At 39.8% G+C, this 24,964-nt stretch carries 24 protein-coding genes; 4 read left to right on the plus strand and 20 right to left on the minus strand.

Annotated features, from left to right (window positions below; genetic code table 11):
* The 3 genes from ATS76_RS11610 to ATS76_RS11620 all read right to left on the minus strand — a co-directional run.
* Window positions 1–555 (minus strand): IS110 family transposase (locus ATS76_RS11610; RefSeq protein WP_152995647.1); only part of this gene is annotated, 555 nt, incomplete at its 3' end.
* A 212-nt stretch (window positions 556–767) separates the two neighbouring features.
* The gene (locus tag ATS76_RS11615; protein WP_058552270.1) at window positions 768–1,760 is read right to left on the minus strand and encodes a patatin-like phospholipase family protein; all 993 of its coding nucleotides are present in this window, start codon (window positions 1,758–1,760) and stop codon (window positions 768–770) included.
* A gap of 329 nt (window positions 1,761–2,089) precedes the next feature.
* Complete coding sequence (locus tag ATS76_RS11620; RefSeq protein WP_058552271.1) at window positions 2,090–2,833, minus strand: siderophore-interacting protein; 744 nt, start codon at window positions 2,831–2,833, stop codon at window positions 2,090–2,092.
* 122 nt (window positions 2,834–2,955) lie between these two features.
* Here ATS76_RS11620 and ATS76_RS11625 point away from each other — a divergent pair, with 122 nt between their 5' ends.
* The 3 genes from ATS76_RS11625 (at window position 2,956) to ATS76_RS11635 (ending at window position 5,119) form a co-directional block, all read left to right on the plus strand.
* On the plus strand, window positions 2,956–3,375 hold the full coding sequence (locus tag ATS76_RS11625; protein WP_006793498.1) for a MarR family winged helix-turn-helix transcriptional regulator: 420 nt from the start codon (window positions 2,956–2,958) through the stop codon (window positions 3,373–3,375).
* A gap of 83 nt (window positions 3,376–3,458) precedes the next feature.
* The gene (umuD, locus tag ATS76_RS11630) at window positions 3,459–3,872 is read left to right on the plus strand and encodes a translesion error-prone DNA polymerase V autoproteolytic subunit (RefSeq protein ID WP_010556176.1); all 414 of its coding nucleotides are present in this window, start codon (window positions 3,459–3,461) and stop codon (window positions 3,870–3,872) included.
* On the plus strand, window positions 3,860–5,119 hold the full coding sequence (locus ATS76_RS11635) for a Y-family DNA polymerase (RefSeq protein WP_058552272.1): 1,260 nt from the start codon (window positions 3,860–3,862) through the stop codon (window positions 5,117–5,119). Before umuD ends, ATS76_RS11635 begins: the two co-directional genes overlap by 13 nt.
* A gap of 19 nt (window positions 5,120–5,138) precedes the next feature.
* On the opposite strand, the gene ATS76_RS11640 is transcribed toward ATS76_RS11635, so the two are convergent.
* The 5 genes from ATS76_RS11640 to ATS76_RS11660 all read right to left on the minus strand — a co-directional run bounded on the left by ATS76_RS11640 (window position 5,139) and on the right by ATS76_RS11660 (window position 7,102).
* Complete coding sequence (locus tag ATS76_RS11640) at window positions 5,139–5,594, minus strand: hypothetical protein (protein ID WP_058552273.1); 456 nt, start codon at window positions 5,592–5,594, stop codon at window positions 5,139–5,141.
* 229 nt (window positions 5,595–5,823) lie between these two features.
* Window positions 5,824–6,339 carry a DUF4240 domain-containing protein gene (locus ATS76_RS11645; RefSeq protein ID WP_058552274.1) on the minus strand — a complete coding sequence of 172 codons (516 nt, stop codon included), beginning with the start codon at window positions 6,337–6,339 and terminating at the stop codon, window positions 5,824–5,826.
* Window positions 6,339–6,530 carry a YwbE family protein gene (locus ATS76_RS11650; RefSeq protein WP_006793492.1) on the minus strand — a complete coding sequence of 64 codons (192 nt, stop codon included), beginning with the start codon at window positions 6,528–6,530 and terminating at the stop codon, window positions 6,339–6,341. Before ATS76_RS11650 ends, ATS76_RS11645 begins: the two co-directional genes overlap by 1 nt.
* Before the next feature lie 68 nt (window positions 6,531–6,598).
* Window positions 6,599–6,880, minus strand: a complete 282-nt coding sequence (locus tag ATS76_RS11655) for a hypothetical protein (RefSeq protein ID WP_058552275.1) — start codon at window positions 6,878–6,880, stop codon at window positions 6,599–6,601.
* A gap of 9 nt (window positions 6,881–6,889) precedes the next feature.
* The gene (locus tag ATS76_RS11660; protein WP_058552276.1) at window positions 6,890–7,102 is read right to left on the minus strand and encodes a hypothetical protein; all 213 of its coding nucleotides are present in this window, start codon (window positions 7,100–7,102) and stop codon (window positions 6,890–6,892) included.
* A gap of 101 nt (window positions 7,103–7,203) precedes the next feature.
* Here ATS76_RS11660 and ATS76_RS11665 point away from each other — a divergent pair, with 101 nt between their 5' ends.
* On the plus strand, window positions 7,204–8,007 hold the full coding sequence (locus ATS76_RS11665; RefSeq protein ID WP_006793489.1) for an ion transporter: 804 nt from the start codon (window positions 7,204–7,206) through the stop codon (window positions 8,005–8,007).
* Window positions 8,008–8,059: 52 nt separating this feature from the next.
* On the opposite strand, the gene ATS76_RS11670 is transcribed toward ATS76_RS11665, so the two are convergent.
* From ATS76_RS11670 to ATS76_RS11725, 12 genes are all read right to left on the minus strand, one after another.
* On the minus strand, window positions 8,060–9,175 hold the full coding sequence (locus tag ATS76_RS11670) for a DUF748 domain-containing protein (RefSeq protein ID WP_058552277.1): 1,116 nt from the start codon (window positions 9,173–9,175) through the stop codon (window positions 8,060–8,062).
* Between the two features lie 246 nt (window positions 9,176–9,421).
* On the minus strand, window positions 9,422–10,561 hold the full coding sequence (gene asd, locus ATS76_RS11675; RefSeq protein WP_058552278.1) for an aspartate-semialdehyde dehydrogenase: 1,140 nt from the start codon (window positions 10,559–10,561) through the stop codon (window positions 9,422–9,424).
* 210 nt (window positions 10,562–10,771) lie between these two features.
* Window positions 10,772–13,474, minus strand: a complete 2,703-nt coding sequence (locus ATS76_RS11680; protein WP_058552279.1) for a TonB-dependent receptor domain-containing protein — start codon at window positions 13,472–13,474, stop codon at window positions 10,772–10,774.
* A 63-nt stretch (window positions 13,475–13,537) separates the two neighbouring features.
* On the minus strand, window positions 13,538–17,626 hold the full coding sequence (locus ATS76_RS11685) for a hypothetical protein (protein ID WP_058552280.1): 4,089 nt from the start codon (window positions 17,624–17,626) through the stop codon (window positions 13,538–13,540).
* A gap of 307 nt (window positions 17,627–17,933) precedes the next feature.
* On the minus strand, window positions 17,934–19,262 hold the full coding sequence (locus ATS76_RS11690) for a tetratricopeptide repeat protein (RefSeq protein WP_058552281.1): 1,329 nt from the start codon (window positions 19,260–19,262) through the stop codon (window positions 17,934–17,936).
* A 30-nt stretch (window positions 19,263–19,292) separates the two neighbouring features.
* Complete coding sequence (locus ATS76_RS11695) at window positions 19,293–19,898, minus strand: energy transducer TonB (RefSeq protein WP_058552282.1); 606 nt, start codon at window positions 19,896–19,898, stop codon at window positions 19,293–19,295.
* A 9-nt stretch (window positions 19,899–19,907) separates the two neighbouring features.
* Entirely contained in the window at window positions 19,908–20,318 is a 411-nt protein-coding gene (locus tag ATS76_RS11700; protein ID WP_006793481.1) for an ExbD/TolR family protein, read from the minus strand.
* Between the two features lie 50 nt (window positions 20,319–20,368).
* Window positions 20,369–20,896, minus strand: coding sequence for a MotA/TolQ/ExbB proton channel family protein (locus ATS76_RS11705; RefSeq protein ID WP_006793480.1), 528 nt, complete (start codon window positions 20,894–20,896; stop codon window positions 20,369–20,371).
* A 3-nt stretch (window positions 20,897–20,899) separates the two neighbouring features.
* On the minus strand, window positions 20,900–22,267 hold the full coding sequence (locus ATS76_RS11710) for a MotA/TolQ/ExbB proton channel family protein (protein ID WP_058552283.1): 1,368 nt from the start codon (window positions 22,265–22,267) through the stop codon (window positions 20,900–20,902).
* A gap of 10 nt (window positions 22,268–22,277) precedes the next feature.
* Window positions 22,278–23,030, minus strand: coding sequence for a DUF3450 domain-containing protein (locus ATS76_RS11715; RefSeq protein ID WP_058552284.1), 753 nt, complete (start codon window positions 23,028–23,030; stop codon window positions 22,278–22,280).
* A gap of 222 nt (window positions 23,031–23,252) precedes the next feature.
* Window positions 23,253–23,867: a DsbA family protein gene (locus ATS76_RS11720; RefSeq protein ID WP_058552285.1), complete on the minus strand. Its 615-nt coding sequence runs from the start codon at window positions 23,865–23,867 to the stop codon at window positions 23,253–23,255.
* An 8-nt stretch (window positions 23,868–23,875) separates the two neighbouring features.
* Window positions 23,876–24,964 carry a GGDEF domain-containing protein gene (locus ATS76_RS11725; RefSeq protein WP_058552286.1) on the minus strand — a complete coding sequence of 363 codons (1,089 nt, stop codon included), beginning with the start codon at window positions 24,962–24,964 and terminating at the stop codon, window positions 23,876–23,878.

The following is a 24,964-nucleotide window of genomic DNA, read 5'->3' on the forward strand; positions in this document are numbered from 1 at the left end:
TGCTGTATTCGTTGAGCTGAAATCGGTGTGTACTTGCTCAACATTGACGCCTTTTCTGATAGCGGCCATTTGTTTGATTTTGTTGCTACTGAGCTTATAACCAAGATGACGCATGTAACAACTTTGCACCGATAATAAGTTTTTAGTGGACTGTTGAACAATGTCCATTCGTTTGCGCATTAAGTCGCGAACAGCCCTGAGCTCACGGGGGTAAATATAGCCTTCAGGCAGAATGTTTAAACGTAGCATTTCAGCTAGCCAACGTGCATCACTATGGTCGTCAGCATGTTTTAAGCCTGAATATTGTTGAATTGCAGCAGGGTTCGCTAAGTGTAGTTTAAATTCTGCATCCATTAATGCATCAACTAACCAATACCAATTAAATGTTGATTCGACAACAAGCCCTGTTAACTTGTCTTTATACGGGGCTAAAAAAGATAAAATGACAGAGATGTCATTATTTAAACGCTTGCAGCTAAGCGTTTCACCGTGTTCATTAATGATAGCAATAACACAATTATTTGAATGCAAGTCAATTCCACCATATAGTTTCATACTAAGTTCCTCGAGGTACAGTTTATGTTTTGGTCAACACAACTGTATCGAAAAACTCGAGGAGCTTTCTATATGATTATCAAACCTTGACTTCACACATTAAGAATCTTCAATGTCTGCTCTCAGCACGTATGTGACTATCATATTTAGTTAAGGCTTATTTAGTTAAACAACCGTAATTTTTACGGTTGTTTCTAAACTATTTTTTACAGCTACATAGCGTAGCTGTGTGCGTAATCTACAATACGTGCATTTTGGCTTTTTAGGTATTCACGGCCCGCCTTTACACCAAGCTTATGATCTTTACGTAAATCATCGTTTGTGCTGCCTAACAATTTGCTGTGCAGTGTTTCGTCTGCAAAAATTTGTATAATTTCTACATCACTAGGCGGGTTTGCCATAAAGTTTAGCTCATCTAGGTAAGCTTGTTCATGCTGAATTAGGTAGTCGAGTGTTTTTGGGCAGTAACCGGCAGCTGTAGCAAGCGATCTAAGCTTTTGAACCCATGCAGATTGCGCTTGAAAATCAGCGTCTACCGTTCTTATAACCACAATCTTACGCGCGCCACGGTTATACGCTTCGCGTACTGGTAATGGTGCTGCTAGCCCTCCATCAAGAAAAAAATCTTCTTGGGCTTTGCTAATTTGCGTGGTTTCGTTAGCCGCTTGCGCATTTAACCAAGGTGTTAATTTAACACCTTGTTTGTATAAAAATGGTAAAGCACTTGACGCTTTTAATAGCTCGCGCCATTGATGCTCTTCACCCGTTGGCGATAAGTAATAGGCTTTTCTGTCGCGTGCATTTGTAGCAGTAATAAGTAACTCACGTTCACCTAATGATGTTTTAGCTGTTTTAAAGTCAATTGCTCTATTTACTTCTTTGGTTTTATCAAAGTACCAGTCTAAATCAACAATGTGTTTTCCCATTAAGCCACGACCTAGTTGAAAAAAACGTTTATTACGAGACAGCCCTCTAATCAGGCGTTTAGCGTAACCTTTTTGACGAGCTAAATAGCTTGTTAAGTTTTGTGAACCTGCCGATGTGCCAATAAATAAATCAAATGGGTCGTAGTTTTGTTCTAACCACGCATCAAGTACACCTGCGGTGAAAATCCCTCGCTGCCCGCCACCTTCAGCAATTAACGCAACCTTAGGCTGTGCTATTTTAGTTACTGAAGAAGCTGTTGCGCTGTTTAGAGAGTTCACGGTGTACCCGCCTTTAATTAAATAATGTTTGTTTCAATAAATACATTTTATAGAATTAAAGTAATGCCTTAAAATTGATTGTTTAAATCAGTTTAATTGATAAAACAGAACGATGAACCACTTATTAATACACTTAACTAATAGTTACTAGTGCGTTTTGTTTTATTTTAAATGTTTAGGCATCACATCAATTAATTTAAATTGTAAATTACTGATTGATGCCCCTACTTTAACAAGCCTTAGGTGTACGCTTGCTTAACTAAAATAAAAATGAGTATTCACGCGTGTATTAAATAGCTAAGTAACCTATTTTACTTAGCTATAAAGAGTTAAGCCGTTTGTGTATTAGCTTGGCGCTCTAACTTATAGTTTTCTGAGTTTAAGCCTTTTTTCCAATAACCTGATGACACGATATTAGTACGCGGTACAGCAAGCTTACTAGTTAATAGCGTTTTCAGCTCACGTACTAATCCTGCCTCGAGTGCCATAAATATAATAGGTGGCTGTTCATGTTGCTGTAGTGTGCTTAAGGCATTAGCCATCTCAATCTCTGGCGTTGTAGTTATTAACCAATTGACCTGGCGCGTTGAATCTAAACTGATTATATCCGCTTTAGTCGGGGCATGAATAAACGCGTCAATTTTGGCGTTTATTGGCAATTGCTTAATGTAGCCTTTTATAGCGTTTACTGAGGTCAAATCGCCCATCAATATATAATGACGGTGGGTGAAATTATCTAGCTTTTTAGGACCGGGGCCTGCAATAGCCAGTTCATCACCTGCTTTAGCGACTTTAGCCCAGTTAGTTGCAGGGCCTTGGTGCATATTAATAACAAAATCGAGCGTAATTGCACCATTGCTTTTATTTACATTTTGTATTGTATACGAACGCATACACGCCGTTTTTAAATTGAAGTCGGCCACACCGTTTTTTGGAATAAGCACTTTTACATAACTGCCAATGTGATCGGAAGTTAAATCTGTAAACTCTTCAGAGCCTAAAACTATACGTTGTAAATGTGGGGTTAGTTGCTTTGTGCTTAATACTGTTGCTTTGCGTACTTTTTTTGCCATATAAATTAACCTCATTGATTAAAAATCACTGCTTTATAAAGCAGACATTGCACAACGCCCCATTGGTTGATAAAATCAACTATATAGATTTAATTGACTTTGTCAACCATTTGGACTGTATTATGAACACCTCTTTAGCCAATACGCTATTTATGTTAATGCAAAACTACCGAGTAACCATACGCGAAGCCATTAATGCCAGCGAGCTCGGTTTAAATGCAATGCATGTGCGTTGCTTGCATATTATTGCAAGTACCTCGCAGTGCACAGCAAACGACATTGTAAATAAAACCCAACGAGATAAGGCTCAAATAGCGCGGCTTGTAAAAGAACTTATAGCTTTAAAGCTTATAAATAAGTGTGCCAGCGAACACGATAAGCGCTGTTTTATTTTAACGTTTACAGATCAGGGTGCCGTGCTTTTTGAAAAATTACTGGCCGCTGAAAAACATGTAAACGATCAAATGTGTAAAACGTTAAACCCAAAGCAAATCAATGACTTTTTAAACACGGCTCAGCAAATGATCAAAAATATGCAATGATCTTTACTTCATTACTTGGCATAAGTTAAACAAAACACATATACTGTACACTTATACAGTATATGTGTTTTGGTTGTTTATTTATGTTTGTTATTCCTATTTATATAGAAGCAGGTATTTGCGGGTTTGAATCTCCTGCAGCACAATACACTGAGCTTGGCGTTTCCCTTGATGAGCTATTAATAAAGCACCCTGATGCCACATTTATTGGTATTGCGTCGGGTAGCTCTATGCAAGAAGTAGGTATTTTTGAGGGTGATTTACTCGTAGTAGACCGAGCAGAGCACGCTAAAGATGGCGATGTAATTGTGGCTAATCTAAATGGCTTATTTGTGTGTAAGCTACTTGATAAAACAAACGCTCGATTGCTATCGGCTTCGCCTTTATATCAACCCGTTAATATTACGCCTAGCGATGAGTTTCAGCTTGAAGGCGTAGTCAGTTTGTCAATTCGGATGCATCGCCAAAGCCCTGAGTTACTTTCATGTATGCCTTAGTCGATGCCGTGGCGTTTTATGCCAGCGCCGAGAAAGTATTTGATCCCGCCATTCGTTCAAAACCAGTGGTTGTGCTCACTAATAACGACGGCTGCGTATGTGCGGTATGCCCTATTGCGCGACGTTTAAATATTCCTAAATTTGGCCCTTATTTTAAAGTTAAGCAGTTACTAGAACAAAACAATGTGGTTGTACGCTCTAGTAACTATGAACTATACGCTAATTTAAGCGACCGAATGATGAGTGTGATTGGCCGCTTTTGTGATACCCAGCATATTTACAGTATTGATGAATCGTTTTTGCACTTTAGCGGCTATGAAAACGTTGTAAAAGATTGGCATACTTACGGGCACCTTATTAGACGAACCGTATGGCGAGAAACAAAGCTCCCCGTGGGCGTTGGTTTTGGGCCAACGCCTACACTTGCAAAAGCAGCAAATCATGCAGCTAAAAAATTAACAGGCTTTGACGGTGTTGCTGTCATAAATGACGAAGCAAGCCGGCGAGCTATTTTACAGCGCATGGACTGCCAAGATGTATGGGGAATTGGCAAGCGCTTAGCTAAAAAGCTAAAAATAATGAACATAAATACCGCATGGCAGCTTGCCCAACAAAATCCAAAAACTATGCGCCGCGCTTTTAGTGTGGTGGTAGAGCGCACAGTAAGCGAGCTTAATGGCTTAGTATGTTTAAACTGGGATGATGTACGCCAAGATAAACGCGAAATTTACTCAACTCGCAGCTTTGGAGAGCGTATTTATGAACCAACCGCTCTTAAAACCGCTTTAATTAACCATGTTACTATTGTGGGCAAAAAACTAAGATCGCAAAAGTCGCTTGCAAAGCAATTATATATTTTTGCATCGAGTTCATCCCATGAAGACGTATTTTATAAAAAGTCTTATATGTATCAGTTTAGCATGCCAACAAACGATACCTGCGTTATGGCCAATGCGGTATCTGAGGTGTTTGAAAAAATTTACCAACCTGGCGTGCGGTTTTATAAGTGTGGTGTAGGTGCACTAGAACTCACCGCTGAGCAATTTCAGCAAAGTGACTTATTTGCACCACAACAAGATAACCCAAAGTTAATGGGCTGTTTAGATGCTATTAATACCCGATACGGCAAGGGTATGTTGGGCTTAGCAAGTAGTAAATTAAACGATCGCTGGCATATGAACAGAGATTTTTTATCGCCTCAGTACACAACCCGCTGGCGCGATATACCAAAAATAAAATGTGATTAGAAAATAGTTAATACGTATATTACTGGGTAACTTTTTTAAATTTGCACTCAACACTTGCTGAACTTAATGTGTAAATAAGCATGTCATTAGGTAAAAAACGAATACTTTGTCTAATTTTTTTTTCATTTACAGGATCATCACAGCGACTCATGCGCAAACCATTATCAAGGCCATCACTTTTATATTTTAACGAGCTAGTAATAAAACAAAAGTTAGGCTTTTTTACAGTTTGAGTACCGTTATGCAGTGAGCCAAACACAATTTGTTCACCCAGCTTAAATCCCTCACTTGGGTCACTTGCATTAATTAAACTCAAGTCACTATTTACGCATAGCCCAGAATTAGCAGAAACCACTTTATATGTACCAAGCTTTGATTTTAAAAGTGGAATAAAGCGTGCTTTATTACTTGGCTCAGCGACTACATGGCCGCTTACAAAAGCAAATGTAAATAAAGCCAATCTGATGTGTTTCATGAAGTAAACGAATCCTTATGCGTTAATCTCTTTGAGTTTATATACTAAGTGGCTTAATTTTATTACATAACTAAATATAACAGTAATTTACAATTAAAAAGGCAAAACCATATAAAAAGGTAACACACTAAAAGTGCGGCATATAATTGTTAAGCACAATTTGGGATACGTTATAGAACAATAAAACGATTTAAAATAATGCGCTAAATTAAGCGCACTATTATGAGATTTACTGCCAATACTTTGCAAATAATTGTGGATAGGCTTGTTTTAAAAATTTTGCTTTGTCTTTAAAGCGTTTGCCTGCGGGTTGATCACCTGATGGCACGAAGGGAAGTTCATCTTCGTTGCGCTCTTCATATAATAAGCCGGCGATAAGGTCGTACTCGTCAATGTATGGGTAAGGCTGTTCATTTAAGTGATAAACAGGTGTACATAATGCAATGGAGTCGGCATTAACAAGTGCATTATCAAACACGGCTTTACCGCGTGAAATAAGCCAACATCTAAACTCACTAAAGCCGTATTCATCGTTACAGCCTGCCATAACAAATGCCGCGCCAAATAAATCCCAGGTAAAACACTTGCGCATGTTAATACCAAAAAATTTGTCAAAGGCAATAAGCTGCTCGTCAGTTAAATCACCTAGTTTAGCTTTTAAATTCTCGCTGACACTTTCTGGGTCTAGACCTAAATCGGGTGTAGTTACTAATTCCCAAAAAGCCTGCTCTGGTAACGCTGCCATTATAAAATCTCTTTTACTCGGCCCACTTGGCCATCTTCTAATCTCACTTTTATACCATGCGGGTGGTTTGGCGATTTAGTTAATAAACGCTCAACTACGCCTTCGGTTAATGTACCGCTGCGTTGGTCTTCTTTTAAAACGATATTAACTACAGTACCTGGTGATATTTGTGAACGAGAAGGAACAGCCATAATTTAAACCCTAAATATAATTTTCTTAATTATACCGCCCAACAGCAGGCAAACCAACAAAACCCATTTTAATTAGCAAAAAACACAATATGTGACGGTTTTATCGGCAACTTAATACTCGCAAGTTGCGAAAGTATTATAGATTTAAGGTGTTCAATCTCAGAGTCAGCGTTATTAAGCACTATGGTGTCTTCAAAATAGCAGTTAACTTTTAAGGTGTTGGCTTCGTTATTTAAATCAACGGTGTGAGTAAGGTATGAAAAACCGGCCACTGAGTCTTTAATGGACTCACACGCTTTAGTCAACGCAGCGCGTATTTGTTTGTCTCGTTGTTTTTGTGTTTTAGTCATGAGGATAAATTATTTACTTTTTTCTACTTGTTGTTTTTTAAATTCTTCGTAATTTGAGTCTTGCTCTTTAAGGCACTCATAATATTCCTTATCTGCTTTGTAATTGCACTCGTTAAGGCGAGCTGACTGCAATTGTTCAAAACGTGCATCGGAACTACACCCGGCTAAAATAGGTAATCCGATTATAAAAACAGCCGCGGTTTTTAGTTTATTGATAACCATTGAATTTCCTTACACAATTGCGTTTAAAAAGACGTTAATTTATGACGATTATATTGTATATTAGCGCCATAAAAATCTTCGTATTTACAGGACCACTTATTATGATGTCGCAGTTACAAGCTTTGTTTCAGCGTATAGACAAAAGCAAGATATTTCAATCATTTGTTATAGCTGTCATTATTGTTTCTGCCCTAACCGTAGGCGCTCATACCTATAGTCTTCATCCTACGGTTGAGCTTGCACTTAACTGGATGGATATTGGCATAACCGCATTCTTTTTAATTGAGCTGATTATTCGCTTTGTTGCAAGCAAAGGCATAAAAGACTTCTTTTCGAAGGGCTGGAATATATTCGACACCATTATTGTATTGGGTAGTTTATACCCCGCTGCGGGCTCTACAATGCTAATAGCGCGTTTACTACGTATATTTAGAGTACTCAGGTTAGTGTCGATGATCCCTGAGCTTCGATTACTAGTAAACTCGTTACTTAAAGCAATCCCACAAATGGGCTACATTGCACTGCTTATGTTTGTAATTTTTTACATCTACGCAGCGATGGGCAGCATGATGTTTGCCGACATTAACCCTGTGCTTTGGCAAGATGTGTCTATTTCAATGCTAACACTATTTAGAATAGCGACCTTTGAAGATTGGACCGACATAATGTACGAAACAATGGCGGTGTACGAGCTAAGCTGGATTTACTACCTGACCTTTATATTTTTAACCGCCTTTGTATTTTTAAACATGATGGTTGGCGCTATTTTAGAGGTAATGGGTGAAGAACACCGAAATGCACGAGAAGAGCAAGCTGATAACGACTCGCTTCCTGCAACACAAGGACAAGTTAACGAATTACAAGCACAAATAGCAGAGTTAAAAACATTACTAAGTAAAAAATAATAGTGTAAGCCCCACAAAATATGTTTGTGGGGCTTAAAACTAAATTAACCTGTTATTCATCTGATGTGTTTTCTATTGTTTCAAACGATATCACGTCGTCCACTTCCATTTTAAACGCGTCTAAAAACGCATTTTTTAATACTGATACCACTGCCTGAAACGTTGATATGTCGGTATTGTTTAATGTTCCGTCGATCGGTATACGTGCCGCAACTAACTCTGAGTCAGAGTTCTCTAGTAAAGCACTGACAGCATCAATACTGCCTTCAAAAATAGCAGTGAACAATCCGTCATCGTCTTCTTCTATATCTTCACGCCACGAAAAAACACTCAAGTTATAAACACCGGCCTTTGCATAGCCGTTTAGAACATTGTCTTTTGCAGCAAGCTCCATTGCTCCATCTATTCCGCCCGCTTCAATATCAAACGGGGTATACACTTTAAAAACTGTTTCTAGGTGTTTAACAGAAAAGCGCTGGACCTCTACATTAAAGTCAAAGTTTGCTTTTTCACTAAATGGATCTAATTTACCCGTTAAAGAAAGTGCAGCTTCGCCCATTAAATCCCCCTCAACGTTTAAAGAAGTTACTAACGTTTTAGTTAGGTTTTGGGCATTGGTAATGTTTTTAATATCAGCATTAATATTTGAAATATAAGTAGGTTTATCACCCTCGCGGGTGGCATTAACTAATGAAACCTTACCGTTATCAATAATTAATGTATCAATTGAAAAAGGGACTAAATTATTAGCAAGACCAATCCACGCTGTTTCGTTTTTAACTTGTTTGTTTTGCTCCATTTTATTAGGGGCTTTGTCGTAAACAACAATTTCAGGATGGATAAATTGCATGTTAGTTACTAAATTCCCTTTTAAAAGCGCAGACCAAGAAAGTGAAAAATTGAGGGTTGCAACACTAAGTAGCGGTTTAGGGGTTAAATTATCCTCTTTTGCATAAATTTTTATGCCGTCAATTGCATACGCACCGCGGTATAAATATAAATCTACGTCACCTACGTGGCCTGTAATTCCCTGCGTGTGTTTAATTTGTTGGTTAACATAATATTGAATAGCATGGGGCGCAGCAATGCGCAATAGTAATAAAAGCACAATGATTAAAACAAAAGTAGTAAACCATTTAGCTTGAGTAACCTTTGAAATTAACGCCATATAACCATCCTTATTTGTGTAATTATTCGCATGACGATGTGTAAAAACCACACAAAAATAAGCACAACTAAGCTGTTAAGTACTTAAATTACTAGGTGCACGCAAAATACTATTTTAACTTTGCAATGGCTATGCCACACAGACGGTTATTTAAAGGTCACAAAAAAGTGTGAAAGGAAGGAATAAAAACTAAAAAGGGTTAGCGCTATACTAACCCTATAAAATAAATAAATTAAAAAACTGAAATTACTCAGCGTCTACAATGATACGAAGCATACGACGAAGGGGTTCTGCTGCGCCCCATAGAAGCTGATCGCCCACGGTGAAGGCACTAATATATTTAGGCCCCATTGTAAGCTTACGAATACGCCCAACAGGGATGCTTAATGTGCCCGTTACTTTAACCGGTGTTAAATCGGTGGATGTAATGTCACGCTCGTTAGGAATAACTTTAACCCACTCGTTGTGCGAAGCTAATATTTCTTCTATTTTTTCAACGCTAATGTCTTCGCGTAATTTAATGGTCATTGCTTGGCTATGACAACGCATAGCACCAATGCGAACACATAAACCATCAATAGGGACAGGCTGATGAGTAGAACCTAAAATTTTGTTAGCTTCTACTTGTGCCTTCCACTCTTCTTTAGACTGACCACTTGGCATTGGCACATCAATCCATGGGATCAAGCTACCGGCTAATGGCACGCCAAATTGATCTTGTGGTAAGTCACTTGAAGCCATTTTTTCACTAACTATTTTATCAATTTCTAAAATAGCTGAACTTGGGTTATCTAATTGCTCGGCAACACTTGAATGAATAGCACCCATTTGTGCAATTAGTTCTTTCATATTGCGTGCACCCGCACCCGAGGCTGCTTGGTAAGTCATTGGGCTGACCCATTCAATAAGGTCTTGCTCAAACAACCCACCTAAAGCAAGTAGCATTAACGATACCGTACAGTTACCGCCAACAAAGGTTTTAACGCCTTGCGCTAAACCTTGAGTAATTACATCTTTATTTACAGGGTCGAGTACAATAATACTATCGTCGCTCATACGAAGTGCAGAAGCTGCATCTATCCAGTAACCATTCCAGCCCGACTCACGAAGTTTTGGGTAAACCGCTTTGGTATAATCGCCCCCTTGACAGGTAACTATAATGTCCATTTTTGCAAGTTCAGATACATCACTTGCATCAAGTAGCGGTTTTGCGTCACCGGCTAAATCAGGACCGAGTTGACCGGCTTGTGAGGTGGTAAAAAAAGTGGTGTCTATGTTGGCAAAATCATTTTGCTTTTTCATACGCTCTAATAACACAGAGCCAACCATGCCACGCCAACCGACTAAACCTACTTTTTTCATTGTTTTTCCCACTGTTTTGTTCATAAAAAATGCCTTAATACATTAAAAATTAAATTCATTGCGTGAGATCTAATTTTCAAGTTAACAAACTAACACTGCTAGACGGCTAAAACTAGTGAATAAAATAGAACTTAAATATTTTTCATGCATAAATAAGGTATAAAAAAGCCCTGTATAAAATACAGGGCTAATAAGAACATAAATAAACTATGTTTGAATCAATAAAGCTAAAAGTTAAAATTCGTAACTGTAGCTTAAGCTAAATTCGGTGCCCGTTTCTTGACCCCAAAGTGTTAACCCTTCTTGCTCTATTTGCTTTTCTTGGCCTAAGATATTCTTCACTTTAAAATTAACTTTAGAGTTAAAGTTAGGAAAGTAAGAATAAACTAAATCAAGAGAATGGAACGACTTTTCTTCAGCATCTTCATTTCCACGCGTACCGGGTACGATAATTCGTGGGCCAAAAACGTTATAAATAACTGATGTTGAATGAAAACCATCATCTGAGTCGTAACCCATTTGTAAGTTAGCAACCCATTCAGAGTGGCCTACCAAACGGCGTTTATTATTAGTAACAATGTTTGATACAGTATCAGCCTCTAGCGCTTCTTTAAGCTGAGCTTCAAATAACGAATCGACATTATCTGAGTCATTGATACCTAAATTGACGCTCGAATCAGATAGCGTTACGTTGCCCGACAAAAATGCAGACGACCAATCTTTATTAATAAAACCAAAGTCTGTTAAAAAGTCGACCTCAATACCAGATAGCTTGCCCGATTGCGCATTCGCCGTAAGTAACTGCGGTGACGCACCACCAACACCTGCAAGCTCAACCATTTCAATTGGGTTTTCTATATCTTTATAGAATAAGGCAATCGATAGGTTGTTACCCGTTGGCATATACCATTCAAACCTAAAATCAACATTCGTCAATTCAGAGCTTTGTAAGCTAGGCGAACCACGAACCAAAAATTCAGTTAGCGGATCAACAAAGAACGAGGTACTTACATCACGCAAATCAGGACGAATTGTAGTTTCACTAACATTTAAACGAAACTGCATTTCCTCATCCATGATGTACGTAACAGCAAGCGATGGAAAAAAATTATTTTCGTTTATCGCAACGTCTTGAATTTCTTCAAGGGTGTTTTCAAATAAGTTGCTATGCGCCTGATACCCTACCGATACTTGTTTGAAATCTTCCCAGCGAACACCGCCAGTAATACGCCATGTATTTTCAAAAAAGTAGTCAGCCATAAAGTAATAAGCATCTAACTTATGCGCTGCACTGTATTTGTCGCCGTCAGTTGTACCATCATCAAAAATACCAGCGCCTGTGCTACTTGTATAAAAGGCGTCGTTTGATGTGTTTGCATCGGCAAAAATATCGCTAATGTTATTACCAAACGTAAACTCATCGCTTATACCGCGGTGCGTTATGCCAAATTTAACATTGCTTGCATCTCGCGTTTTTTCTGAAAAATCTCCACCAATTTTAAGTTCAAGCTCGTAACCATCGCCATAAAAAGGTAACCCCATATTCCAACCAAACGTTTCTACGTCATCGTGAAGTACTTGGTATTCACGCGTAATATTGGTTGCAGCCACATCTTGAAGTTGCTCAGACTCAAATACGCCGTTATTAAAGTTTTGTTGAAAAACGACATCTAAGCCGCCAGGTGCGTTTCGATTTGCGCGACTTAAACCACCATACCAATCAAAAAATAAGTTATTTAAATCTGGAAAATTATGCGTACCTTTTAGCTGAGAAGAAAACATTTCACGCTCTTCATAGCTGATATCAACACGACGAAGTTCAGTCTCACCTTCTTCGGTTTCGTTGGCGTCGTAGTAGCTACGGTTACGAACACGATCGCTCATATCATGCAAAGCTATATTGGTTAACTCAAACTTATGGTTTGAATTAAGTTCGTACCCTAAATTTAATGTACCGCTCCAACGAACATTTTGTTCTGTAGAGGTACCATCGTAGTATTGTGCAAAACATTTGTTCTCACATCCCAAACTACCTAAGCTCGAACCACTTTGTTCTTGAACTACTTCCCACTCGTTGTCATAGGACACAGCACCAAGCACACCAAACGTACCTATTTCGCTTTCAAATCTATCACCCACGGCAACAGAAAAGCTCATAGCTGGGTCAACATCTTCCTTGCTAATACCCACATTCCAATCAAGCGATTGAATCAGGTTTTTACGCTCATCTAGCGTAGAGTTAATATTACCCTCAAGGCCTACGTCGCTGGTAAGTGCATCAGTAAAAACACCTGATAAAGCTCGCGTACCATCATCGCGCCCCATCCAGTCATCATCACCGCCTTCGTAAAAGTAACCCGTGTCACTATTTGATGTATTGTACGCAGTACCTACTTGTACTTTAAATAAAAAGTCAGAAGGAATTGATTTAGTACGAATATTAACATTACCACCACCAAAGTGCGCTGGCATGTCGGGTGAAAAAGATTTTTGTACACTTAAGCTTTCGATTATTTCAGATGGAAATAAATCGAGTGGTACAACAGAGCGGGTAGGATCGGGACTTGGTACATACATACTATTTAATTGTGTACTTGAGTAACGCTCACCTAAACCACGCACATATATAAATTTACCATCAACTAAGGTTAAGCCTGTAACACGGCGAAGAGCCGATGCTGCATCACCATCGCCGGTGCGTGAAATTTGGTCGGCACCCATAATATCAGCAACAAACGCCTGATTTTGGCGTTCTTGCAGTACTGCACCTGCGCTCCCTTTGAGTCGTTGCCCTACTGCAACCACTTCTTCTATTTCTTGCTCTTGAATGTCGGCTTCTGCAGCAGCGGCTGCATTTACCGACCAACCAAATAGTGCAGCCAAAACGGCGCAATTTAATGTTGATAAGGCAAGTTTAGAGGGTTTATAAGAATTCATTTTTATACTCCGAAACAAAACAAGACATTAGCCGGGCTTTCGCCCGGCCTAAAGCGTTTAAGGTTAAAGACCTACTTTTACCCAACCCGCTGTCCAGTCTGTTTGTGCATCCATTGCACCAATGTAATCTACTTTATCAAAGTAACTATCTAAGCTAGACGAATCAAAACCAGCACCCAGTAACAATGACTCACTTGAAGGCATGTAACCGTTACTCGCTAGTGCAAGACTTGCAGCAGCTTGTACTGAGTTACCAGCTTGACCTAAGAACCAAGACTCAACATTGCCATCACCAATTACTTGAGTACCAAAGTTGTTTGCTGTTTCACACGCAACCACTGAGTGAGTGATAGTAAGTGAACCGTCTTCGGCACGTGGTGCTGAGTCTGAACCTACACGCAAACAGTTTGCGTAATCTGCACCACCGATTACCACTACGTTTTTAAGTATGCCGGCAGTACCTGCACGTAAGCGAATACCGTTTACGCCTGCGTCACCAATAATGGTTACATTAGAAATAGTAGGCATAGTAAGTGGTGATGCATCTGAATCAAATTCAGAGTTATCAGCTTCAATCGCGTTATCGCCCTCAGAGCCTGATTGCTTAATAAGTACGTATTGCGCTTTACCCGTCCAACCAAATGACCAATCTAGAGAATCGTCACCAATATTTGTAAGCACTAAGTGACTGATGTTTGCAGTACCACCGAAAAACTCTACGCCGTCGTCTAGGTTTTCATGAACGTGGATGTAATCTAGCTCTGTTTGGCTACCTACACCAGCAAGTGATATACCGTTAAGCTCATCACCGTTACCTAGCGTTTTGCCCGCTTGTTTTACAGCAACATACTTTAACGTACCTGAGTTATCTTCTGGGTCATTACCACCAAATTGGCCAGCATCACCTTCCGCAGATACACCACAGTTTGCCAGTTCATCCGCGGTTGCTTCACCTTCTTGGTCGCCACAAGAGTTGGCCGGTGCATTACCTAATAATACTAAGCCACCCCATTGACCAATTGTTGTTTCGCCACCCGTCACATCTTGAATAGACGTCATGGTAATTGGCTGCGTTGCTGTGCCTACCGCCTCAATTTTAGAACCACGACGAACAACTAAGAAATCATCACCCGATTCACCAATTAATGTTGTACCAAACTGAACATACAATGTTGTGTTATCTGCGCGGTCATTACCCACAGCTGTACGTCCCTTTAATATCCAATGCGCATCATTTGTTAGTGTTACATCAGCGGTGAATACCACATCAGAATTTAACTGATAAACAGGCTTATCGGTAATAGCAGGGAAACTTGCAGAGACATCTGTTGCAAGGCCTTGTTCTAATGCGTTTTGGATATCAGTTGGAAAGCTAGGCTTAATAGCAACGGTCCACCCTTCCATCCAGTTGTTATCGCCATCAAACGCACCAATGTAATCGGTTTTAGTGAAGAACGAATCAAGGTCAGAGGTATCAACGCCTGCGCCTAGTAAAGGTGAACTAGACTTAGGTGTAAATCCATCTGTTGCTAAGCTCAGGGTTGCAGCGGTGAGTGTTTGGTTGCCAGTTTGGCCTTCAAACCACGATTGAACGTTGCCACCAGCAATCGCTTCGCTACCGAAGTTATTGTCTTCATTACAGGCTACTACTGAGTTCTCAATAGAAAGCTCACCCGACTCTGCATTAGCTACCGAGTCAGAACCTACACGTAAACAGTTTGAATACCCATCTGGGCCTGTAATAACAACATTGCGAAGCACACCCGCTGTACCTGCACGTAAACGAACACCGTTAGTACCATCTGCACCTACAATAGTGACGTTAGAAATAAGTGGCTTAGTCAATGGCGTTGCATTTGAATCAAACTCAGAGTTATCGGCTTCAATGGCGTTATCGCCCTCAACAGCACTTTGTTGAATGTAGATGTTTTGTGCACGACCTGTCCAACCAAACGACCAGTCAAATGCATCATCACCAATATCAGTTAGGACAATGTTACGTACATTGACGCTACCACCAAAAAACTCAACACCGTCATCTAGATTTTGATGAACTTGAATATATTCAACTTTAGTTTGTGAACCCACGCCTGCAAACGAAATACCGTTTAGTTCATCGCCATTACCCAGTGTTTTACCAGCATGTTTTACAACAATGTAACGAAGAACACCTGAGTTATCATCGCTGATATCACCACCAAACTGACCGGCATCACCTTCTGCCGATACACCACAGTTAGCGAGCTCTTCTGGTGTTGTCTCACCTTGTTGGTCGCCACAAGAGTTAGCAGGAGCATTACCAAGTAACACTAAACCACCCCATTGGCCAATATTTGTTTCGCCACCCGTTACATCTTGAATAGATGTCATAGTAATAGGCGCTGTTGCATTACCATTTGCGTTAATTTGCGAACCACGACGCACAACTAAAAAGTCATCACCGGTTTCACCAATTAGCGTAGTACCCGCTTGAACGTAAAGCGTTGTTTGATCTGCACGATCGTTACCTACCGCAGTTCGACCATTTAAAATCCAATGAGCATCGTTTGTAAGCGTTACATCGGCTGTAAATGTAGTATCTTCAGTTAAGCGGTAAACAGGCTTATCGGTAATTTGTGGAAATTCACTTGATACATTAGTCGCTAAACCTTGATCCAACGCATTTGAAATATCTGTTGGAAAGCCACCATTAATACCTACAGTCCATCCTTCCATCCAATTGGTTGTGCCATTAAATGCACCAATTTGTCCATTGGCAATAAGCGGTGAACCTGGAAGTGGTGTGTAACCATTATCGTCAAGCATTAAGTCTGCTGGAGTCAGTGTTTGATTGCCATCTTGCGCCTCAAACCACGATTTAACATCGCCGCCATTAATCGCTTCGCTGCCAAAGTTGTTAGCCGTTGTTTGACATGCAACAATTGAATTAGTAATAGTCAGTGTGCCGTCTTCTGCGCGAGGTACAGAGTCAGAGCCTACACGTAAACAATTTTCGTAAGTAGCGGGACCAGTTACGAATACATTGCTTAATGCGCCTGCAGTTCCTGCACGCAAGCGAATACCATTATTACCTTCTGCACCTACAATTGTTACATTAGATACTGTGGGCATAGTTAATGGTGTAGCGTTTGAATCAAACTCAGAGTTGTCAGCTTCAATTGCGTTATCACCCACGTTTGCAGCTTGCTGAATGTATACGTTTGTTGCAGAGCCTGTCCAACCGAACGACCAATCAAGTGAATCATCACCAATACTGGTTAATACAACATTACTTACATTAACTGTACCACCGAAAAACTCGATACCGTCATCAAGGTTTTCGTGAACTTGAATGTAATCAACCGTTGTAGCTGAACCCACACCAGCAAACGAAATACCGTTTAGCTCATCACCGTTACCTAATGTTTTACCCGCTTGCTTAACGATTAAATACTTTAATGTACCCGAATCATCGTCTGCAACATCGCCACCAAACTGACCTGCATCGCCTTCTGCAGAGACACCACAGTTAGCAAGTTCATCCGCAGTTGCTTCACCTTCTTGGTCGCCACATGAATTGGCGGGTGCGTTACCTAATAATACTAAACCACCCCATTGGCCAATGGCTGTTTCACCACCCGTTACATCTTGAATTGAGGTCATTGTAATTGGCTGGCTTACTGTACCAACCGACTCAAGTTGTGAACCACGACGAACAACTAAAAAGTCATCCCCTGACTCACCAATAATTGTTGTACCTTGCTGAATGTATAGCTTTGCGTTATCTGCACGGTCATTACCTATCGCTGTACGACCATTTAAAATCCAATGTGCGTCGTTTGTAAGAGTTGCATCAATCGTAAACGTTGTATCTGCAGTTAAGCGGTATACTGGCTTGTCTGTAATTGCCGGAAATTCGCTAGAAACATCAGTAGCTAAACCTTGAACAAGTGCATTATCAATACTCGCTGGAAAACCAGTTGTGCCGTTTTGTGAATCATCACGAGATGACGTTTCACCGCCTGTGTCTGTGCCGCCACCAACAACATTTGTTATTGTATCGCCTTCATTAATTGTTGTGTCGCCTTCAGATACTACTAAGTCACCACCACAACCCGCTAAAGATACTGCAGTTGCAATCAAACTAACTTTGAATAAGTCAGATAATTTCATTGTTCACTCCGTTAAAGTATTTAATTATTTTGTTAGCGCTTTATAAAAACTCAAGTCACCTTAAAGCACTGAGTAATGCGTTAAGGTCACTTGAGTTATCAGCAGGGCTTACCTTACGGGAGCTATATGACACTGGAGTTACACTTTAATAAACATAACATGACAAAACCATATTGTTAAAATTCAATAACTTAACCAGTAAGGCAATAAAAAAGCCGACTCAATAATTATTGAGTCGGCTTGCGTAGTGCGATTATGAAATTGATATTACAAGCACCAACGAAGTGGTGACTTGTAGGTTTAAAATTTAAAGTAGTGCGGTTCTTAACGTTTCAGCATGTACTTTTTCACGTTTAACATACTTAATCCACTGCTTTGCCAAACGCTGTGATTTTTTGTGTTTTTCAGCTTGTTCAAACGCTAAAATAGACGCATCGAAATTTTGCAAATTGTACTGCGCCATACCCAGTGCAACAAATGCATTTGACTCAAAATCAAGTCCCCCTTTATCAAGCGCTTTACGTGCTGAATCGGCAGCATCTTCATAGTGCTCTGTATTAACATACACCTCAGCTAAACGCTGATCGTATTGCCCATGATCTGATAAATCGGCGGCTTTGACAAAATACTCTATCGACTTTTCATCTTCTTTTGCTTGGATCATCGCCTCGGCTACAAACGCATAGTTTTTAGCTGATTTCTCGGCAATGCCTTTATCAATTGCTTTACTCATTACTTGTGCCGCTTTATATGCAAGCCCATTGTATAAATAAACTTGTGCAAGTTGACGTAAATCAGCTCTAGAAGTTAAAAAGCCTTGTTGGTATGCTGCCTCGATGATGGCTAATTGTTTTTTCTCTTGCCCTGTTTCACCATACATACCCGAAAGCTGTACCCAGTATTCTGGTTTATCATAAAGCTTAACCATGCGTTCAAGCACTTCAACCACTTTGTTAGTTTGATTTAGTGAATAAAACATAGCGCGCTGTAATACAAGCCAGTTTTCTTTTGGCGTTTTGCCTTCGTCATCACTTAATGAGATAACTTTCGTAATATAGCTAAGCCCTTGCTTATAGTCTTTTAATTGATAATACGTTTGGGCGCGAAGTAAGTAATACCCTTCCTGGATTGGCTGAGTATTAATTTCATCCCAACTATCTAAAAACGTAATGACCTTGTCGTAATCACTGTTTGCCATAGCCAATTGCGCCAAGCTAAAAGTTGTACTTAAACGTAATGTTTCAGGGATACCCTCTTCTGCTACTACTTTTTCGAAAGAAGCAATCGCTTTTGGTAAGTCGTTCTGATTGTAGTAAATAAACCCATAAAAATTATGCATCATAGCTATTTCGTACGAGTTCATACTTGAAGAACGTTCATTAATGCTATCTAGCGCTTCAAGTCCAGCTTTAACATCTCCGTCGTCTGCCAGTTTTTGTGCACGCGCTAATTGGCTGTACACTTTTTCACGTAGTGCAGGTACGCGTTTTGTTTTTTGCTGCTGCGCCGCTTGCGCACTTGTAATAGATACGCCAGGTAACAACGTTAGAGCACTCGGTGTAACAATACTCATACCTATCGCAGTGGTACAAAGTAGTGTTACTTTTAAAAAATGAGCTGTAGTTAGTAATTTCATAATCGCCTCACAGACTTTAAAAATTGGCTGTTATCCGCCAATTTGAAAAGATATTTTGTTCTGAACACCCGCCACTTCAACAGCTTCACCATTGACAACACGAGGTTTGTATTTAAATTTAAGTGCTGCATCCATTGCAGCTCGGTCAAATAACGACTCAGGCTCAGCTTTTAATACTTGAGGGTCGCGAACTGTGCCTTGCTTTGTAACAGTAAATTCAACAATTACATACCCTTCAATGCCACGTGATAAAGCACGACGCGGATAAACCGGAGCAACTTTTACAATAGGTAAGTATTCGCCATCACTTGTTTCCAATGCTAAGCCACCCGCCAAATTAACATCGGCATCAACATTTGCGCCAAAATCAAAATTATTGGCGTTGGCAGTCGCATCGCTACTTTGCATTTGTGGCGACTCCATTGGTGGTGGTGGCTCTTTTGGCGTAGGTGGCTTTTGTGGTTTGCGCTCTTTCTTTTGAACGCTTTCTTCTTTTTTCAAGCGAACAAAATCAAGTACATTACCTTTTGCAGGCTCGCTCATAGCCCCTTCACCGCCGGTTATAAGCGCTTGCATGCCCAAAAACAGCATAAACGTGACTACACCGGCTACTATTAATGCTACTAAATAACGCATTACTTACCCTTAAGCTTCTTGAGCCGCAATTGACACATCAAACACACCTGCAGCGCGTGCGGCATCCATTACTTTAATTAACGTATCGGTGGTTGCTTTTTTATCGGCTTGAATTACAACGCTACCTTGTGGGTTTTCAGCTTTTAAGCGTTCAATATTCGCCTGCACTGCGCGAACATCTATTTGGCGTTTGTTAATCCAAATTTCACCCTTATCTGAAATAGCAACTAAGATATTGGCTCTTTCTTTTTTAACCGCAGTTGCGGCTTCTGGGCGGTTAACATCAATACCCGCTTCTTTTACAAACGATGCCGTTACAATGAAGAAAATAAGCATAATAAATACAACATCTAACATAGGTGTCATGTTTATTTCTTCAGCTTCATCTTCTTGCATTAAATTACCTAAAGGCGCTCTCATTTTTATTCTCCTGATATGAGCGGGTATGTTTAGCCGCTCATAAAACTTATTTAGTGATCTAGCAACATGCTATCTTCAAGTAGTTCTACTTCACGTTTGGCTTTACGTTGTAAGTACGTTGAGGCAAATACACCAGATAACGCCCCTACCATACCCGCCATCGTCGGGATTGTGGCTTTAGATACACCTGACGCCATTGAACGCGCACTCCCGGTGCCTGTTATAGCCATTACATCAAACACTTCAATCATGCCCGTTACTGTGCCAAGCAACCCAAGTAGTGGACACAAAGCCACCATGACATTGATAAGCGGAAGGTTTGCATTTAAACGCATACTTGCTCGCGAAATCATAGCTTGGCGTATTTGCTCAGCATTCCAACTATTGCGTTCGTTACGCGTTGACCATGTTCCTTTAATGCTATTTTTGTATCCGCGAAACCCGTTGAAAAAGTATATAAATCGCTCGAGTATCAATAACCACATCGCGAAGATTAACACCCCAATGACCAAGAGGACTTGGCCACCGGTGTCGAGAAAATCACGGATAGCATTGATTGAGTCAATCAATAGCACCATGGTTTATTCTCCCTTCTCGCTTCGCTCAGCAATAATACCTGCGCTTTGCTCTTGTAAAATAAGCAGTAAGCCTTTTGAACGCGTGTTTAGTAATGTGTATATAAACACTGTTGGGATTGCCACAACTAAGCCAAGTACGGTCGTAACTAGTGCCTGAGAAATACCACCAGCCATTAGTTTAGGGTCGCCAGTACCAAATAATGTGATTGCTTGGAACGTATTGATCATACCGGTCACCGTACCTAGCAAGCCAAGTAATGGGGCAACAACAGAGATGATTTTTATAAGCGTTAAGTTACGTGTGATTTTTGGCATTTCACGTAAAATTGCCTCACTTAATTTAAGCTCTAACGTGTCGTAAGCAACATGTGGGTAGTCGTCTTTTACTTTCATTACACGACCTAGCGGATTGTCGTCACGCGCTACTGAATCTTTTAATTGGCGACGAATTTTTCCACCAACAAGTAACAATGAAATAAAGCGCTCAATTGCAATTAATAAAGCAAGTAAACCAACACCTAAAATGACATAACCAACCGCACCACCTTGATGAACTTGCTCTGATGTATCAGGTGCTTGAACAAGCAAACCTAAAATAGAGCCACCTGTTGGGTCTAATGCAAACGGTACAACACCACTTTTAGCATCTTGTAAGTCAGCAGCTGTAGCGGTATAACGAGACACTGGTTGGCGAGTAAGCGCGCTCAGCGTGTTTGTTCCTGGGTTATATTCTAAGTATTGACCCTGTGAAATTAAGTTAAAGGCACCAACACGAACAACTTCTTGCTCTGCTTTATTTCCACCCTCAACAATAACTGAAGTATTAAAGCGACTGACTTTACCTTGTTCAGTCATTTCACGTTGTAGCTCGTACCACACCTTTTCAATATCTTCTATTGATGCAAGCTTAGACGTTGAACCCATTTTTTGAGCTAACTCGTCCATAAAGTCACTACGGCCCGGTAATTCTGCTGATACAACCGAAGTAGCAAACTTATTGCTAGAGTCCCCAGCGACTTGCTGTAATACCCCAAATAACTCTTTAAGTGATCCCATTCGCTTAGATAAGGTATCGGTTAAGTTAGCGAGTTTAACTTCGTTTTCTTCAAATTGTGTTTCAAGGCGCTCTGATTCAAAAAGCATTTGGTTACGCTTTGCAGTTGTATCATTTAACATTTGAACTTGCTGGTTTTGGCGAGAAGTAAACTCCTGCTCTCGTTGTTTATTTTGCGCACTTTGAACGGTCTTGCCGTTTTCTAATGTTTTTAATAATGAATCAAGATCCATTGTTTCTGCCGCAGTGCTAACGCCTGCAAAACCGAGGCTTGTAACAAACAATGCCATTTTTGTCATTTGAGTAAACAATTTCATTTTTAACCTCTTATTCTGCTGCGTGTACTGGCAGAGTTAGCATATCTGGGGCAAGTTGCTTGCGCGCAATACGTAAACCTTTGTTGATTTGACTAATTGTTGAATCTGGTAATGTTTCAAACGTTTTAGTCTCTGTGTTGTAGCTACCAGCGTGTTTACCATCACGTGTTAGGTAAATCAGCTCTAATCGGCCAATGCGTAAAAAATCAACTTCACGCTCTTTACCGTTTACATCTAGCAATGAAGTGTAAGCTTCAATAGTGCGCCCGTAATCGACCTCTACTTGGTAAGCTTCAAGTACACGACGAAATTTTTCACTCGACGTGATGTCTGCACGGTCCATCATGGCTTTAAGTGATGCTAAACGCTTTGCGCGTTCGTCTTGTAAAAAAGGAATGTCTAACGATACAAATTGCTCAAGACCGGTGATCATTCGCATCATAAGCGGGGTAATTTGGCGCTCAATAATAGAAACCTGATCCATTGATAGGTTAAGCGATTCCATTTCTTCAATTTGATTATTAAGCTGTTTATTTAACTGCGCGTTATAAACAGCTAAACCATCAATTTCTTTATTGAGTGTTTTAAATTGCTGTAAACGACCTTGCATTGAATCTGCAATCTTGTCTATTTTTGTTTGTGATTGCGCAGCTGATATATTTATTTCACTGCTTTTATCAATAACCTTGTCTAAATCGTTAGCGTGTACTGCTGCACTTGCGGCCACAATACCAGCTAAGATTAATGGTTTAACGCCTTTCATCGCATACACCTTTACTCGTTAATTAGCGGATTTGCTAGGTTGTATTTCAAACCAATAAACAGAGATTTATTGGTTTGAATAATTCAATGAAAGGAAGTTTATAGATAAAAGATGACAAGGATGTTGCGCAAAAAAGTCGCTTTTATGACAGCTGTCATAATTTGGCATTAAAGAGGTTTTGTAAATTAAAAATAAATAAACTAGCAGGCTGTTGAAAAGCGATTAATCAATAATGCTAGTAATTTTGTCATAGGTACTTTGCCAATCTGTGTAATCAACCGCAATGGGGTAGTAGCTGTTGTTATGAATTAACACTAAAGAAGGAAAACCGTTAATAGGCAACGTTTTTATAAAATTAAGCTCGTCACTCAATTCATTATTTAATGATAATGACGCTAACTCATCTGCAAACGCAGTCTTTTCAAAACCGATTCCTTCAGCTAGTTCTACTAGCGTGATTTCATCTGATGGATTTTGCGCATTTAAATAGTAAGCATGCTGGATTGCTTCAATCATTTGCGCTTCTTTATTGGTTTTACGGGCGATAAGAGCTGCTCTACAAGCCGGATAAGTAGAACGACGGGGTTCGCAATTACGCCAAAAGTCATAATTAAATTGTATACCTAACTGCTTTTGTATTTTATGCCACGTTTCTACAAGCATTTCTTTCATTGCTTTTGGCATAGGTTGCTGACTATCGGCAGCTAAGCCGCCCACTTTATATTCAACAATAATCCTGTGCTCAAGCTGTTCTTTTAATTTTAGCCACGTAGGCGCATAGCCCCAACACCAGCTACACATTGGATCGTGTATATAAATTAACTTACTTTGAAACATAACAACTCCTAAGTAAAAGCTGAGACAACTTTATTTCGACCCGTTTCCTTTGCTTTATAAAGGCATCGATCGGCTTGTTTTAGCGCATCATTGTAGTCTGCTAGCTTATTAACTTGTGCTACACCTATGCTGCAGGTAAGTGCTACGTTTTTGCTGTCAACATTCAAAAGCGTTGTATTGACAACACTTTCTCTAAAACTATTAGCAACTTTTTCAGCGGTTTCGATTGTTTCTTTAGGTAATATCACCACAAACTCTTCCCCACCATAACGCGCTTTTATTGAATCACGGCTAAATTGTGACTCTAACATTTTAGTAAATTCAATTAATACCGTATCACCACTGTCATGGCCATAGTTATCATTAATAGATTTAAAATGGTCTAAGTCCAAAAGTAAAATTGAGAACGGTAAATAATTATCGGGATTATCGCTAACCAGTTTAAAAAAATGAGATGTAACAAAGCGTCTGTTAGCAGCCCCTGTTAACTGATCGGTATACGCATCCTTTTTTTGTGCCAATGTGATTTCAGCAATAGACGCGTGACTTTTTTGCCTAAAAAATTCACCAATAAACGAAAACGTAAATACCAAACTAAACGAAGCCATAAAGCGTGATTTTTCTACAATGCCGTAATCTACTTGTCCAAAATTAGGACCATATAAAAGCGCTATACAGCAAAGGATCAGACTAAAACTTAGCCAAAAGCCCAATCTTGCCCCTAACGTTGCAAAAGTAACAACTGGGTAAAACATAAGCCAGTAAAGCGCCGTGTTTTCTTTCCCTCCCGTATATATCAGCGCAATACACATAATAAATATGATCGACATGGTCGTTAAAGATACAACCTCTAGTTTACCTGTTTTAAAAAAGTAAACTGTACAGGCAATAATCGTCATATTGGCAACGAGCAAAGCGACACTGAGAATAGGTGAATACACATCATAATTAGCTAAAAGTAAAAAACCTAACACAACAATTGCGAAGGCTATCATTGCAAATAACGAAAATGCTTGACGCTGTTTGTCAGAATTGTAAACGCTATCTATGTTAATTAAATTGCGCCAGCTCGACTTACTTAAGGTTTCCTTTTCCAT

Origin of the sequence: Pseudoalteromonas sp. 10-33 (genome assembly GCF_001469195.1) — a bacterium.
GTDB lineage: Bacteria > Pseudomonadota > Gammaproteobacteria > Enterobacterales > Alteromonadaceae > Pseudoalteromonas.